Origin of the sequence: Streptomyces sp. NPDC001902 (assembly GCF_042891295.1) — a bacterium.
Taxonomy (GTDB): domain Bacteria; phylum Actinomycetota; class Actinomycetes; order Streptomycetales; family Streptomycetaceae; genus Actinacidiphila.
The window spans coordinates 14,281-28,992 of record NZ_JBIATA010000041.1 but is presented as its reverse complement, the minus strand read 5'-3'; the positions used below and the strand labels follow the sequence as shown (position 1 = coordinate 28,992).

General features: G+C 69.4%; 15 protein-coding genes. 11 read left to right on the top strand and 4 right to left on the bottom strand.

All coding sequences use genetic code 11. The annotated features are described in order from the left end of the window. Positions 1-9 precede the first annotated feature (9 nt). Together ACFYYN_RS40265 and ACFYYN_RS40260 are read left to right on the top strand one after the other, a co-directional pair. Positions 10-333 (top strand): hypothetical protein, encoded by a 324-nt coding sequence (locus ACFYYN_RS40265; RefSeq protein ID WP_500549756.1) that lies wholly within the window; start codon positions 10-12, stop codon positions 331-333. A gap of 149 nt (positions 334-482) precedes the next feature. Beyond that, positions 483-911: a pyridoxamine 5'-phosphate oxidase family protein gene (locus ACFYYN_RS40260; RefSeq protein ID WP_500549755.1), complete on the top strand. Its 429-nt coding sequence runs from the start codon at positions 483-485 to the stop codon at positions 909-911. A 62-nt stretch (positions 912-973) separates the two neighbouring features. Here the strand turns inward: ACFYYN_RS40260 and ACFYYN_RS40255 are convergent, their stop codons facing one another. The 3 genes from ACFYYN_RS40255 to ACFYYN_RS40245 form a co-directional block, all read right to left on the bottom strand. Continuing rightward, entirely contained in the window at positions 974-1,732 is a 759-nt protein-coding gene (locus ACFYYN_RS40255) for an SDR family NAD(P)-dependent oxidoreductase (protein WP_500549754.1), read from the bottom strand. A gap of 390 nt (positions 1,733-2,122) precedes the next feature. Next, positions 2,123-3,220, bottom strand: a complete 1,098-nt coding sequence (locus ACFYYN_RS40250; RefSeq protein ID WP_500549792.1) for a MerR family transcriptional regulator — start codon at positions 3,218-3,220, stop codon at positions 2,123-2,125. Positions 3,221-3,414: 194 nt separating this feature from the next. Next, a complete protein-coding gene (locus ACFYYN_RS40245) occupies positions 3,415-4,233 on the bottom strand; it encodes an NPP1 family protein (protein WP_500549753.1) in 819 nt (272 codons plus the stop codon). 570 nt (positions 4,234-4,803) lie between these two features. Here ACFYYN_RS40245 and ACFYYN_RS40240 point away from each other — a divergent pair. Both ACFYYN_RS40240 and ACFYYN_RS40235 read left to right on the top strand, forming a co-directional pair. Next, positions 4,804-5,307, top strand: a complete 504-nt coding sequence (locus tag ACFYYN_RS40240; protein ID WP_500549752.1) for an NfeD C-terminal domain-containing protein — start codon at positions 4,804-4,806, stop codon at positions 5,305-5,307. A gap of 60 nt (positions 5,308-5,367) precedes the next feature. Next, positions 5,368-6,792 carry a flotillin family protein gene (locus ACFYYN_RS40235; protein WP_500549751.1) on the top strand — a complete coding sequence of 475 codons (1,425 nt, stop codon included), beginning with the start codon at positions 5,368-5,370 and terminating at the stop codon, positions 6,790-6,792. A gap of 475 nt (positions 6,793-7,267) precedes the next feature. On the opposite strand, the gene ACFYYN_RS40230 is transcribed toward ACFYYN_RS40235, so the two are convergent. Next, positions 7,268-8,107 carry a patatin-like phospholipase family protein gene (locus ACFYYN_RS40230; RefSeq protein ID WP_500549750.1) on the bottom strand — a complete coding sequence of 280 codons (840 nt, stop codon included), beginning with the start codon at positions 8,105-8,107 and terminating at the stop codon, positions 7,268-7,270. A 144-nt stretch (positions 8,108-8,251) separates the two neighbouring features. Between ACFYYN_RS40230 and ACFYYN_RS40225 the strand changes: the two genes are divergently transcribed. The 7 genes from ACFYYN_RS40225 to ACFYYN_RS40195 all read left to right on the top strand — a co-directional run bounded on the left by ACFYYN_RS40225 (position 8,252) and on the right by ACFYYN_RS40195 (position 14,543). Then, positions 8,252-8,911: a TetR/AcrR family transcriptional regulator gene (locus ACFYYN_RS40225; RefSeq protein ID WP_500549749.1), complete on the top strand. Its 660-nt coding sequence runs from the start codon at positions 8,252-8,254 to the stop codon at positions 8,909-8,911. Positions 8,912-8,933: 22 nt separating this feature from the next. After that, on the top strand, positions 8,934-9,263 hold the full coding sequence (locus ACFYYN_RS40220; RefSeq protein ID WP_500549747.1) for a CocE/NonD family hydrolase C-terminal non-catalytic domain-containing protein: 330 nt from the start codon (positions 8,934-8,936) through the stop codon (positions 9,261-9,263). Continuing rightward, entirely contained in the window at positions 9,227-9,370 is a 144-nt protein-coding gene (locus ACFYYN_RS40215; RefSeq protein WP_500549746.1) for a hypothetical protein, read from the top strand. Before ACFYYN_RS40220 ends, ACFYYN_RS40215 begins: the two co-directional genes overlap by 37 nt. A 1,302-nt stretch (positions 9,371-10,672) precedes the next feature. Continuing rightward, positions 10,673-11,428 carry an SDR family NAD(P)-dependent oxidoreductase gene (locus tag ACFYYN_RS40210; RefSeq protein WP_500331735.1) on the top strand — a complete coding sequence of 252 codons (756 nt, stop codon included), beginning with the start codon at positions 10,673-10,675 and terminating at the stop codon, positions 11,426-11,428. 628 nt (positions 11,429-12,056) lie between these two features. Further along, positions 12,057-12,644: a hypothetical protein gene (locus ACFYYN_RS40205; protein WP_500549745.1), complete on the top strand. Its 588-nt coding sequence runs from the start codon at positions 12,057-12,059 to the stop codon at positions 12,642-12,644. Between the two features lie 185 nt (positions 12,645-12,829). After that, the gene (locus ACFYYN_RS40200; protein WP_500549744.1) at positions 12,830-13,789 is read left to right on the top strand and encodes a helix-turn-helix domain-containing protein; all 960 of its coding nucleotides are present in this window, start codon (positions 12,830-12,832) and stop codon (positions 13,787-13,789) included. A 190-nt stretch (positions 13,790-13,979) separates the two neighbouring features. Continuing rightward, positions 13,980-14,543, top strand: a complete 564-nt coding sequence (locus tag ACFYYN_RS40195) for a dihydrofolate reductase family protein (protein WP_500549743.1) — start codon at positions 13,980-13,982, stop codon at positions 14,541-14,543. Positions 14,544-14,712 lie beyond the last annotated feature (169 nt).

Sequence of the window (14,712 nt, the reverse complement as noted above, 5' to 3'; positions counted from 1 at the left end):
ATGCCATGGGTGAAGGTGGGGAACGATGCTCCTGTGCATGCTGATGATCAGGTCGCCGCGGGTGTCTCCGCGGACCTCGCGGTGCTTGTCCGGAACGCTGCCGACGACCGTCCGGTGAAGATCGCTTCTTCCGTCTGCGGTGGGTGCGGCGGGCGCGCGTTCGTCGCGGACAGCGAGGAGTTCGAGACGGCAGTCGCGTTCTCGCTCGCCGACGACGGGTCCGTCCGCCGGGTGACGGTTGGGCTGCGGTGCCAGAAGGACGGCGCCGTGGGGGTCCATGCCGACCGGAAGATCGACTACGGCCCCGCGGATCACCTCCTGAGCACGGTCTAGGTCTGCGGAGCGACCGCCCGGACAGGCCGCGGTTCGTGGAAGGCGCCATCCCGGAGCATCGCGAACGCAGCGCGTGTTTCCGATCCCGGGGCCCTCTGCCTGCCCGGTCGCGCGGCGGCGCCGTCAGTGGCCGGGCCTACAGTCGAGGCATGGAACTTTCCCGCGAGGAACGTGAGAGCTTTCTGGCTGAGTCGCGTGTAGCCGCGCTGGGCGTCGCCGCCGGCGACGACCGCGGACCGTTGATGGTTCCGATTTGGTACGCCTACGAGCCCGGCGGCCTGCCCTGGATCCTCACCGGCGCGGGCTCTCGGAAGATGACGCTGATCAGGGCGGCGGGCCGCTTCAGCCTGCTGGTCCAGCGCACGGAGCCGACGCCCCGGTACGTTTCGGTCGAGGGGCCGGTTGCCGAAGTGACCGAGGGGACGAGCGCGCTCCATCGCGAGATGGCCGGCCGTTATCTCTCGGGTGAGGCACTCGACAGATTCGTGGCCATGGCGGAGGTGGAACTCGCCGATCACGTCGTGGTCCGTATGCGGCCGGAGCGCTGGCTCACCGCCGATCTCGGCACGGTCGCATAGCCGTCCGGTTCCGACGTGTGCGCGAGCGCCCTTCCTCAGGTCGTGCGGCCGCCGGCGGCGCGTCAGTCCATGGACAGCCCGCCGTTGACCGCGGCGGTGGTGCCGGTCATGAAGGCGTTGTCCTCGGCGGCGTAGAAGGCGACCGCCCGGGCGACGTCGGCCGGGCGTGCGAGGCGGCCGAGAGGGGTGGCGGCCACCTGCCGTTCCTTGACCGCGTCGTCGAGTACGTCCGCCGACACGCGGGTGTCCTCCACGGGGCCGGGCGCGACGACGTTGACCGTGATGCCCTGCGGTCCGAGTTCCTGGGCGAGGTAGCGGGCGAACTGTTCCAGCGCGGCCTTGGCCGTGCCGAGCGCGATCATGCCCGCCCGGGGCCGGCGGCTGAGGCCGGTGCCGAGGTAGACGATGCGTCCCCAGCCCTGCTCGGTCATGCTGGGCAGGACCGCCTTCGTGACCGTGAAGGCAGCGTGCATCTCGGCGTCGAGCTTGCCGCCCAGCTCCTCCCACGTCATCTCCTGGAACGACGTGACCACGTACGGGATGAGCGCGTTGTGCACGAGCACGTCGATGCCGCCCCATGCCGTCCTGACCTGCTCCACCATGCCCTCGACGGCCGCGACCTCGCGCACGTCCGCCTGCACGGCCATGGCCTGGCCGCCCGCGGCGGCGATGTCCGCCACGACCTCCTCAGCCGCGTTGCCGCTGCGGAGGTAGTTGACCACCACGCGCATCCCGCGTGTGCCGAGGAGGCGCGCGGTGGCCGCCCCGATCCCGCTGCTGGCGCCCGTCACCAACACCACCCTGCCGGTTGCTCCAGTCATGGGGCCGGTTCCTCCTCGTCGTCGCGGGTCGTCGAGATGACCGCCCCGGGTTGTCCGCCGCCGGTGCCGTGGCGGCTACGGGGCAGCCCGGCAGCTGCGAGGTGAGCAGCCGCCCCAACCGCCCCGCGTGTGTCCGTACCGGAACGGCTTGTCGGGCCGCCGGTAGACGGCCTGCGTCCACCGGCTCCACGCACTGACGTAGCATCACATCGTTGTGACCCGCAGTTGGCTGAGCCGCGCCGAGCCGCCCGCGCGCGGTGCCGCGCGCCGTGGCCGGACCCGCGTCGTGCCCCGCGGCAATCACCACAGGGTCCGGACAGCGCTGTGCCCGCTCACCGCCGCACAAGACCGGCGGGCCGCCCGGGAGCCGACGCCGACGCTGCGACCAGCTCACGCGATGAGCAGGCGGAGGCCGAGATCTGCCGCGTCGAGGCCGGCGAGGTCGCCGTTGCGCTCAGCCCACCGGCCGGAGCCCAGGTCGTCGCTGAGGCTTCGCACCGCCCGCTGCTCGGCCTCCGGTCCGACCCTCGTCCACACCGACATCGCACGGCGCACGCGGTCCTCCAGATACGCCTCCGGCCGGCGCCAGTACGCCTCGAACAGGCCGTCAGCGCAGTCCCACGGGATGGGCACCGGCTCGGCGCGGGCGCCGATCGCGTCGGCCATTGCGGCCAGCGAGGGAAAATCCGCGAGGACGGCGGCGAACTCGGGCAGGTAGTCGCGGGTGAGCCAGAACCGGTCCTGCCACCCGGGCTCGTCGGTGTCGAACGTGAGCACCACCACGCGGCGCGCCACGCGCCGCATCTCGCGCAGCCCCGCTATCGGATCCCCCCAGTGGTGAACGGTGGAGACGGCCATCGCGGCGTCGAAGGACCGGTCCCCGAACGGCAGGCTCTCCGCGGCAGCGGCCACGCAAGGCGCCGCGCCGGCAGGCCGCTGCCCCCGCATCACCGCCGACGGCTCCACCGCGGTCACGTCGCGATCAGCAGGCTCGTAGGAGCCGGTGCCGGCCCCGACGTTCAGCACCGTCTGCGCGTCCCCGAGTGCGTCCCGGATCTGAGCGGCGATCCGCGGCTCGGTACGCCGTGTCGCGGTGTAGGCGCCACCGATCGCGTCGTACAGCCGTGCGCCGAGCATCTCGAGTTGCTCCTCCGGCGTCACCTTCAGGCCCCTCGCCCGTGCCTCGAGTTCCCTGTCGATGGCCGTCACCATGGCGGCAGCGCGATCACGCCGCTCCAGCAGCAGGCCGCGCAGTCGGCGCAGGTGCGCGACCGCTTCGGTGGACGGGTCGCCGACGAGTTCCGCGACCTCCCGCAGCCCGAAGCCCAACCGCCGGTAGGCCAGCACTTCCCGCAGCCGCTCCACGTCGCCCGCCGAATAGGCCCGGTATCCGGCTGCGGTCCGCCCCGACGGCTGGACGAGGCCGATCTCGTCATAGTGATGCAGCGTGCGGACGCTCACGCCGGCCAGATCGGCCACGCGTCCCACGGTCCAGTGGTCCTCCACGGCACCCGACTATGCAGCCTGACGCCACGTGAGGGTCAAGGGCCCGGCACGGCCGCGGTGCGAGTATCCCGGCACGGATCCAGGAGACGGCTGAGCCCACCTCGCAAAGGCGGCCGCGGCGCCGAGAACACGCCCCGTGCGGACGGCAATCCGACGGATCGCCGTCCGCGCACGGCTCAGGCGTTGGGATCGAAGGGGATGCCGGAGGGCTTGGAGTTGGCGAGGGTGGAGTTGAAGCGGGCGTCGTTGATCTTGATGGTGGCCGAGCCGAAGTCCGCGTTCATGAGCTTGTCCCGGTAGCCCGCGGGGTAGCCCTCCCAGCCGACGAGGCGGGGGTAGAACCAGCCTCCGGTGGCGTTCTCCGGCGGCTCGTCGTTGGTGTTGGCGAAGCGGAAGCAGTGTGTCGAGGCACCGTCCTTGTGGTACACGATCTTGGGGTGGGTGCCGTCGAAACGGATCGCGGAGCGGGCGGCGATCTGGTAGCCGGAGTGCTGGGACGCCGAGACGTACTCGACCTGGTTGTTGTGGATCCAGACCACGACGTGCTCCCAGTCGTGGGTGTGGCCGATGGCCGCGGGGCCGAGCGTGGCCTGGTCCTTTTCGAAGTAGCTGGCGTAGACGACGGCGCACCAGTCGTTGTTGCACTTCTCGCGCGAGTACGTGTTGGCGTTGGCCAGCTGGGCGTAGTCGTGGCAGTGCCCGTTGACGTCCCCACCCAGCTTCAAGCCGGGATTGAGCGTGCCGTCGGCGCCGATGGCGGCCGTGGTGTAGCAGCCGTCCTTGTCGTAGTCGTAAGCCGGGGAGAAGGACTGCTCCAGGCCATCGGCGTTCTGGGGCAGCAGCTGCAGGACCGAGGCGTTCGCCTCAGCAGGGAAGGCAAAGACCAGCGTCGCGCCGAGCGCGGTCGCGACGGCGCCGAGACGGAGACGGTTGGGAAGCCGAGTACTGGCGGACGTTCCAGCGGGATTCTTTCTCGCCGACCTAATGCTGCGCACGAGAACTCCTCGACATGAAAGGGGGCAAGGGTTCTGTTTGAGAATCCCCTGCCCGACGGCTGACGCTCTGCGCGACGAAGTTCCCGGCGTTCCGGAAGGCCGGAGGGTCATCTCCGGCTGTACCTCCGCCTGTTGACGCGTCGACAAGTTATCCGAGGCTGATCCGGTGGCGCAAGAACACATTTCTGGATCGGCATTCCCGACATGTCCCGGCTTCCGGTAAGGAGAGGATGCCGGGAAATTAAATATCGCTGTGTTTTGACCGACCAACCGGGGGTGCCACGAGTGCGCCGCCGGAAAAGTCCGGCCGGCGGCCGTGGCCGTCATGCCGTCGCCGAACGCCCGGCGGATGAACTTCCGTTCCGTGGCAGAGCGGTCACCGACGCCGTCGCGGGCGTGGCCCGCGCCTACGGCACCGCTGAGCACCGCACCCGCTGGCAGCAACTGCGCCGTCAGCGGGGCGTAAAGAACGCGTAAAGATTGCCGGGATCCGGCAATGTCACGGCGCTGTGCTTCATGACACCATCGCGATGCCTTCGGGCGATCGGCGTGCTGGGGGGTGGGGGCAGGATGGGGTGGTTTCTCGGTCTCGGCATCGCCGGTCTGGTGGTGCTGGCGCTGGCGCTCGTCTTCGACGGCGTGCTGGATGGGCTCTTTGGCGGGCTCGGCGGCCTGGACGGCTTGCTGTCCCTGCCCGTGATCGCGGGATTCGTGTCGATGCTCGGCTTCACCGGCGCGATCGTCCTGGGCACCACCGGGCTCGGCACGTTGATCGCCGCCGGGGCGGGGGCGGCCGCCGGCGGCGTGGCGGGATGGCTGACGTGGAGGTTCAGCCAGGCCTTGATGCGCGGGGGGACTTCGTCGGCGCCGCGTGGCGACGACCTCATCGGCGGTTCGGGCACGGTGGTCACCGCGATTCCGGCGGACGGCTACGGCGAGGTGCTGACGTACCTGGCCGGCCAGCCGGTGAAGCTCGCCGCCAGGAGCACGGTCGCGCTGCCGCGGGGCACCAGGGTGTGGGTCGAGGAGGCCCTGTCCACCACGTCGGTCGCGGTGCGTCCCGTCGATCACTGAACGCCCGAGGCGTCCGGCACCTCGTCTTTGTCATTGCTGTTCTGATCAAGGGATTCCGGCATGAGCCCTGTACTCACCGCTGTGGTGGGCATCGTCGTACTCGTCGTACTGCTCGCCCTCGTCGTCATCACCCGCTACAAGGTCGCGGGTCCCAGCGAGGCGTTCATCGTCACCGGCCGGCGGGGCAAGAAGTCCACCGACCCGGAGACCGGCCGGATCTTCACCGACAACAGCGGTCAGAAGGTCGTGGTCGGCGGTGGCGTGTTCGTCGTGCCCTTCGTCCAGCAGAAGTTCACCCTGGACCTGTCCAGCCGGCACATCCCCGTCGCCGTGCGCGGCGCGGTCACGCTGCGAGGGGTGAAGGCCCACCTGGAGGGTGTCGCGATCGTCAAGGTCGGCGGCACCGAGGACTCCATCCGGGCGGCGGCCCAGCGCTTCTTGATGCAGCAGGACGGCATCGTGGGCTTCACCCAGGAAGTCCTGTCCGGCGCTCTTCGCTCGATCGTCGGGCGGATGTCCGTGGAGGACATCATCCGCGACCGTGCGGCGTTCGCCGGTCAGGTGGCGGAGGAGGCGGAGGCCAGTCTGTCCGGGCAGGGCCTGGTGCTGGACGCCTTCCAGATCCAGGACATCACCACCGAGGGCTCCTACCTGGAGGACCTGGGTCGCCCGGAGGCCGCCCGCGCCAAGCAGGAGGCGGACATCGCCGAGGCGGTGGCGCGGCAGGCGTCGGAGCAGGCCCGGCTCAAGGCCGAGGAGGAGATCGCCATCGCGCAGCGGACGTTCGCGCTCAAGCAGGCCGAGATCAAGGCCGAGACGGACGAGGCCGCTGCCCGCGCCGCTGCCGCGGGCCCGCTCGCCGAGGCCGCCCGCAGTCAGGAAGTCCTCGCCGAGCAGGAGAAGGTCGCCGCCCGGCAGGCCGCACTGACCGACCGTGAACTGGACACCAAGGTCCGCAAGCCCGCCGATGCCGCGCGGTACCAGGCCGAGCAGGAGGCCGAGGCCCGCCGCATCGCCCTGGTCAAGGAGGCAGAGGCGGACGCCCAGCGTTCCCGGCTGACCGGTGAGGGCGAGAAGGCACACCGCGCCGCACTCGCCGATGCCGTACGGATCGAGGGCGAGGCGCAGGCCGCGGCCATCGCGGCGAAGGGGTCGGCCGAGGCCGAGGCCATGCGGAAGAAGGCCGACGCGTTCGCCCAGTACGGCGACGCGGCGGTGCTGCAGATGCTGGTCGAGGTGCTGCCTCAGGTCGTCGCGAAGGCGTCCGAGCCGCTGTCTGCGGTGGACAAGATGACCGTGATCTCGACCGACGGCGCCAGCCAGCTGTCCCGTACGGTCGCGGACAACGTGGCGCAGGGCATGGAACTGCTCAGCTCCACCACGGGAGTCGACCTCGCCGAACTGCTCAAGGGCATCACCAAGCGCGGATCCGCGGAGCCTGTACACCCTGAGGCGTCCAATGGTCGGGTGGAGATCACCGGCTGACGTAGGACGCCGGGAGGCCGCCTGCCTTCCGGACAACCTTCCGCGCGATGCCAGGTCCCCGACGACGTTCACGGGGGACCTGGCCGTGTGCAGGCGTCTCGGACGCCTTCCCTTCGGCAGGTCTCGACATGCTGGAAGGGCCAAGTGAGGGCAACACGTGCAGGGATCCGTGCCTTGTTGGGCGCACCGGCGTCGGCGCCCCGAAGGCCGTTTGGCCGGCCGTCGCTTCGCGCAAAGCGCCCGCCTCCACCGCTGGGACGGGCGCTTCGGGTGCGCCGGGCCCGTTTCACGCCGGGCCGATGGCCACCGCACAGCACGTTGATCAACCCGTGCCGGCGCAGGCTGCCCTGTCATGCGGCCTGCGCCTACTGAGACCGGACAGCCCGCCGATGTGTGACAACAAGGCGCGCCGGTAGGGGATCTGACGCAACTCAGGCGGCCAAAGAAGTTGGGCAGCGTGCGCCCTTGTCCCGCGTCACCCCTGCCAGACGTCCGCCACCGAAGGGGCCAGGGCGCTGGCCTGGGCGTGGCCCGCGCGGGCGGCAGCCGGCCGACGCGTGTCGTCCGTCATGTTGCGGCCCATCACGCGGCGCGCAACGCGGCCCGGGGACAGCAGGATGACGCGTGTGCCGTCGGCGGACAGTTCCGCGGCCTGCTGCGAGGCGCTCGGATGCGGACCAACCGCCCGAGGGACCGGTACGACCGCCAGCACCCGGCGGTATCCGCGTGCGAGCTGGAGGTTCGCGGTCGAACGACTTCCGCCGTCTACCCAGCGTCGGCCCGCCACGGTGACGGGTGGCCATACGACGGGCACGGCGCAGCTCGCCGCGACCGCTTCGAGGAGCGTCACTCCGGAATGTGAGTCGAACACCTCAAGTCGTCCGGTCTCCGCGTCGACCGCGGTGATCCGCAGTTCTCGTTGGGGCCAGTTGCGGACGTCGCCCAGAAGCGCGCCGACCGTATCGAAGACCTCCGCCTCCGGGCCGGTCCGGGCGCGCAGCGCTGCCCGGGCAAGGCGTTCGATGGACTGCTGGGGTCCTCGGGAGCCGAGCACCGCCCAGAGGAAGAGCGCCATCTGGCGCGCCGTCACCGGCAGACGGACCGCGTCCGCTCCTGACAGTTGGCGCTCGTACAGATCTGCGGCCGGGACGCCGCCCAGGAGCCGGGATCCGAAGACGGCGCCGGCGGAGGTTCCGATCACGACGTCAGCACGGTGGAGATCGATCCCGGCCTCGGTGAGCCCGGCGAGTACTCCGGTCAACCAGGCCCCGCCCACCGGTCCACCGCCACCGAGCACGAGTGCGGTGCCGGACACGTTTCCCCCTTCCCCGCGAACGGCATTCCCGTGAACGTTCCGCCCGCGCAAGCTGAAACGGGGAATGGTCCCCGGTTACTTCGTTGACGATAGCATCCGTACTGGGGATCACTCCCCGGTACGAGGAGGAAGGTGAGGGGAGACATGACGGGTGACCGTCCACCGAGAGCACGCCGCGATGCGCTGCGCAACCGGAAGTTGCTGACGGACAAGGCCCGCGAGGTCTTCGCCGAACAGGGCCTGGATGCCCCGCTCGATGAGATCGCCCGGCGGGCGGGCGTGGGCAACGCCACCCTCTATCGCCACTTTCCGACGCGTGCCGCGCTCGTCGACGAGGTCTTCCGGAATGCGCTCACCGAGACCACAGCGGCGGGCGATCGGGCACGAGCCGCCGAAGACGCATGGGCGGGACTGACGGATTACCTACGCACAGTGTTCGCGGGCCTGGCGGCGGACCGCGGTACCAACGACCTCATGACCACGAACCTGGAAGGCGTCAGCTCCCTGGAGGCGATCCACGCCCACAACCGCACGACCATCGACGGGCTGCTCCGGCGCGGTCAGGAGCAGGGCACCGTCCGCCCGGACCTCACCACCGAGGACCTGCTCTTCGCGCTGGCAGCACTGGGCCGGGCCGTTCCCGCGCTCGTCACCGTCGCCCCGGATGCCTGGCTCCGCCCGCTCACCGTGCTCCTCGACGGCCTGCGCGCCCGCCCGGCCACGCCTCCACTGCCGACGCCTTCCCTCACTGCCGCCCATCTCGGCACGGTGCTGCTCAATCTGGGCCCGCACAGGCGACGGTGAGAGGTGTGACCCCGCCGACCCCGTGCCGGTCTGCGGTGGCGCCCTGCTGCTGACCGACGCTTATCCCGCAGGCCCGTTCGACCAGCGCGCCATCGAGGCCCGGCCTGACGTGCTGACCGCCCCCCTGGAGGTCGCCGGCCGGATGACCGTGGTCCTCACCACCACGAGCGACGGCCCGGCAACCTGGGTGGCCCGGCTGTGCGACGTCCACGCGGACGGTACGTCGATCAATCTCGCTGACGGCGTCGCGCGGGCCGAAGGCCCGGCCGAGACGAACCCCCAGGAGTCCGCGTCGACCTGTGGTCCGCGGCGCACGTGTTCCGCCCGGGCCACCGGCTCCGCCTCCAGGTGACCGCCTCCGCCCATCCCCGCTGGGCGGCCCCCGACACCCTGGGCACGCGGCGTATCCACCACGCCGCAGCCCGCCCCTCACGGCTGGTGCTGCCGGTGGCGGAGTGAGGCCTCACCGATACCGTTGGCCGGGCGCATCAACGCACAGCATGGCCGGCCATGACGAGACGAGCCTGACCGCGACCGGCCCGCCAGGAACGGTCGCGGTCAGGCCTTCGCCCGTCGCCCCCTTCGAATGTGACCGGGCCCTGACATGGCAGGTTTGTCCAGGGCGACGGTCGGCTTCGGGCGCTACTGACGGATGTTGATGGCCTGGACCGCCTCGGACTGCGCGACTGCCGCCGGGGAGGCGACGTTGGCCGACAGCGATTCGTTATGGGCCTTCACGTGGGCCGAGTTGAGGGACTTGTTGGTGAACCTGAAGGAGCCGAAGTCCTCGCCCCAACCGCCGTACCCTCCACGGCCATAGCCTCCGTGGCCGTACCCTCCGCGGTCGTAGCCTCCACGGCCGTACCCCCCGCGGCCGTAGTTCCCGCGGTCGTACCCTCCGTGGCCGTAGCCTCCACGGCCGTAGCCTCCACGGCCGTGGTCTCCGCGGTCGTGGCCCCGGCCACCGTAGCCGTTGTCCCAGCCATCCCCCGAACAGGTCGCGGAAGTGGCCAGCGCCGTACCGGCCAGGGGAACCCCCATGGCCGATACCGCCAATGCCACCGTAGCCGCGGCTCGAGCAAGACCTTTCACTGCATTCCTCCCTTGGAGATAGGAATTTTCCGATGCGAAACCGAAGCTAGCCGATGCCCACCCGGAAGTCATTCACGCTTCGCGGTGAAGGTCGGCCAAACAGGGCATCGCCGAGAAATGGGCGACGGCGCTCGGGAGGCCGCAACCTTGGCGTTTCCCGAGCTCAGGCCCCATGTCGTCCCGCTGTGCGCGATTTCCCGGACTCCATGTTGATACACCTTGGAGTGAATCCGGAACGAGCTCTCAACGCCGAGAAAGCGTTGCGGGGCGGGATAAAATTAATTCATTCAATCGAGCCGAATTTGGCAAGGATGCCCCGCTTTGGATTCCCTCGACGGGGCATCCCGATGCAACAATTACGGTCCGAGCAGCGAGGATCAAAGAATTGGACAACTTGAAATCTGGGGCAGTGTCGAATCCGAATTTCCCGGTGATCGCCGGCAGGCGCAGCGTCGAACCGGAACCACTGAACGGCCCCGTCCGCGCGGTCAGGCTCGAGCAGTCGCGTTGTCGCGCGACAGCGGTGCCATGAGTGCGGATGCGCGCCTCATGGGCGCAAGCACGAGTGGCGGGCGTCACGGCGCCTCGGCTTGACGTTCACACTAATGTCAACCTTTAGCTTCGGTTCAGTAGCTGAAAGCCAACTGAACGGCGCAAGGAGACATCGCCATGCCCAAGGCTCTGACAGGACGGACTGCGCTCGTGACCGGAGGGTCGCGAGGAATCGGTGCGGGGATCGCTCGTGAACTGGCGCGCGAGGGTGCGAACGTCGTCATCACCTACCGGAAGTCGCGCGAGCAGGCGGAAGAGGTCGTCGCCGAGCTGGCCGCTCTTGGGGCGAAGGCGCTTGCCGTGCAGGCGGACCAGTCCGTTCCCCACGAGGCGTCGACCGCTGTCGAACAGGCTGCGGAGTTCCTGGGCGGCCAGATCGACGTGCTGGTGAACTCTGCCGGAGTAGCCGTCATGGGCACCGTCGACCAGTTGGACCTGGACCTCCTCGAAGGGGTCCAGCAGATGATGGCCACCAATGTGATGGGCACCGTCGTCACCACGCATTCCGCATCGCGCTACCTGCCCGACGGCGGGCGCGTCATCCTGGTGGGAAGCATCGTCGCCCACCGCGTTCCTGTCCCCGGCGTCGCCGAATACGCGGCAAGCAAGGCGGCGATCGACCAGCTCGGCCGCGGGTGGGCGCGCGACTTCGGCCCGCGCGGCATCACCGTCAACGTCATACAGCCCGGAGCGACCGACACGGACATGAACCCCGCGGACGGGCCGAACGCCGCCCCGCAGGTGGCCATGACACCCCTGGGGCGCATGGGCACCACCGAGGACATCGCCAAGGCGGCCGTCTTCCTCGCCAGTGAGAACGCCGCCTACATCACGGGCGCACGGTTGACCGTCGACGGCGGGTACAGCATCTGATTCGGGAGCAGTACCCATGACGCGAGGGGCTCCGATGCCAGGACCACGGTCGACGGGACCGGAGCCCCGCCACTGGCGAATCCGTCCGTCGCGGTGTCCTCCAGCCCGCCTCCGCCTCGCCGGCAGCGTCAGCCTCGCGCCGCACCGATAGCGCCTGCCGGCAGGTGAGCGCTCGGCCGCGTGAGTGCCGCCGCTGTCACTCCGCGACCAAGCTGGTGAGTTGACGTCGCAGACCGTCCAGGTCCTTTGCGTCCGGGCACTCCCGGGCGTGCGCATCGCCTTCGGCGGACTCGAAACGGGGCAGGACCTCGCGGATCACGTCCGTCGTCAAACCGACTTCGAGGAGTTCGCGGATCTGCAGTACGCGGTCGATGGCCGGTTCGCCGTACGTGCGGGATCCGTTGGGGCTCCGGAACGGGATGCGGCGCTTGCAACGGTCGGTGGCCGGCTCCTGGGTGGCCTTGGCCGGCTTCGGCCTTCTGACCGGAGTCCTTTGGGCGATCTGAGGTTTGGTGTAATGCCAGGGTGATGCCGGACGCCTGAGGTCGGGGCGGTCGGTGTGCGGGCGGGGACGTTTGGAGCGATGGTGGCAGCGGAGCTTCGGAGCGCCGCGAAGGGGCCGGCGCGGTTGGACTGGGAGCTGATGCCTCTGGAGGGCGTCGGGCCGCTGTGTTTCGGCATGCCTGTGGCGGAGGTCGCCGCGGTGCTGCCGGGCATGGCCGAGCTGCGTCGGTTCCAGGCTGCCCCCTCGTTTCCGGGAACGCTTGGCGTGGAGTTCGGCAACGCGTGTGCCGAACCCGCCGTGTACGCCTACTTCATCGACGGCCGGTTGTTCTGCGTCGCGGTCGACGCGGTCCGCGGGCCCCAGGTGACGCTCTGGGGCCGGGAGTTGACCGCTTGCGCCCCCGCCGATGTGGAACGGTTCCCCCTGCACGCCGACCGGTGCGGGGTCCTGGATCTGTCCTACGGTCCGCGGGGGAACACGGGAGTCAACGGGCTCGGTCTGGTGGTGCGGGTACAGGACGTCGCCCGGGGCACGGTGACCCGGCCGGTCATGGTGGGCCGGACCTGGGCCGAGCGGTGCACCGACGACTGGGAAGGTGCGATCCCGGAGTGTGAATGGGTGGGCCGCCAATGGCCTTATCCAGGGCAAGCGGAATGTTGGCCCCCGCCCGGCTACAAGGCGCATCGGAGTGACTGGCAACCTCCCTTCTGACCGGCGATCCGCGGCACTCATCGCTGGGGCCCATCCGGTCCTCCCTGTCCGCAGGCATACAGCAAGGCCACGCGAATTCAAGCGTGCACGATATGACGCACATCGCGGCGTAGGCCACTGGCCGCTGTACCGTGGGAGACCTACCTGGCAACGCCTGTCCGCGGTCGGTTTGGGAGAGAGCTCGCATGGCAATCCGGTTTGACGTGAATTCGCTGGCTCCCGGTGATCGCGTGGATGCCATCCGTGAACTCTCGCGGTCGGTGAACGGCAGAATAGAGGTGGACCTTCCTTCGGACCCGATGCGCCTGAGGGCAGTTGCGAACATCAACACGGTCGGTGCGGTGGAAGTCTCGGGAATCGACTGGAACGTGGCCGGCCTCCGGCGGGCAACCGTTTCTGTGAAAGAGGACATGGTGCCGCATGTCTTCGTCGTTCTACAGCAAACGGGGGTCACCCGGTTGGGGCAGGGAGGCAAGCAGGGAGTGATCCGGGCGGGCGAGCTCACGGTGATCGAGAATGCGAAGCCCTATGAGATATTCTTCGGCGGCACCGTGCGTGCGGTCGTCGTTCGCGTTCCCACGCACATCCTGGGGCTCCGATCGTCCCTGCTCGGTCAGGTCGCAGGTGCGCGAATCGGCTCGGAGCGCCCGCTCGTAGGTGCCGCAGCAGCGTTCTTCGCTCGGTTGGCCCGTGACCAGGTCGCTGTCGGCGAGGCTGAGGCCGCCTTGCTCGCGCAGCCCTGCGTCGACCTGATCAGGGCGGTGGCCACTACGAGCCTCGACCGTGACGACCTGGCCAGAGGGCCCCTGCACAGCACACTTCTTCAGCGCGTCAAGGAATACGTCCGTCTCCATCTGGCGGAATCCGACCTGACTGCCGCACGTATCGCCGCCGAGCATCACGTTTCCGTACGTCAGCTCTACCTGACCCTGTCCCGGGCGGGAATCGCACTGGGGGACTGGATAAGGACTCAGCGCCTCGAAGAGTGCAAGAGGGAACTGGCATCGCCCGTGCATCGATTCATGACGATCGAGGCGATCGCGCACCGGTGGGGGTTCGCCAGCGCACCCCATTTCAGTCGTGTGTTCAAAGCGGCGTACGGCATGAGCCCCCGCGAGTGGCGATCGGGACAAGCGGCAGACTGAACGGACTTCCCCCGGCAACAGCACGGCCCCGCTTGAAGCCCGGATCGCCCTGACCGTCGCCGGGGCCCACGGCCTACATCGGGGTGTGCGAGGCACCAACTACGCTCACACCGGCCGCATGACCCGTGTCCAGGATTCGGGGTCAAGGCGCGTCTAGACTTCCGAGACCGACTGACGGAAGGCTGGCGCCATGCGGAGACTGCTCTACGGCATGAACCTGTCCCTGGACGGCTATGTCGCCGCGCCCGGCGACGACCTCAGTTGGAGCGCGCCGAGCGACGAGCTGTTCCAGTGGTGGCTCGACCAGGAGCGGGCGGTCAGCCTGTTGCTGTACGGGCGGAGGCTGTGGGAGACCATGAGCGGCTACTGGCCGACCGGCGACCAGCAGCCGGGCGCAACCCCAGCGCAGATCGAGTTCGCGCGGAACTGGCGGGACACGCCGAAGGTGGTGTTCTCCTCGACGGTCGACAAGGTCGACTGGAACACTCGCCTGGTCACCGGCGACGCGGTCGCGGAGATCACTCGGCTCAAGACCGAGGACGGTGGGCCGATGAGGGTCGGTGGCGCAGCGCTCGCCGGGGCGGCGATGCGGGCCGGGCTGATCGACGAGTACGCGATCGTCACCCATCCGGTCCTGGTGGGCAGCGGCACACCGTTCTTCACCGCGCTGGACAGCTGGGCGAACCTGAACCTGTTGGAGACACGGACGTTTCCCGGCGGCGTGGTCCTGACCAGGTACGAGACGAGGCGCTGAACACGCCGGTCGAGCGGTGGGGCGTCGATGACGACCCAGCGCGACCCGGCCACCCGCCTGCCATCTCGTGCGCGAACACAACGCGTTTCGGAATTGTCGTCGGGTGACCAGAGCGCACGATCTTCGGTGTTGCCAAGGTAAGCGGCACGCTGGTCATCGTCTTGCCTTG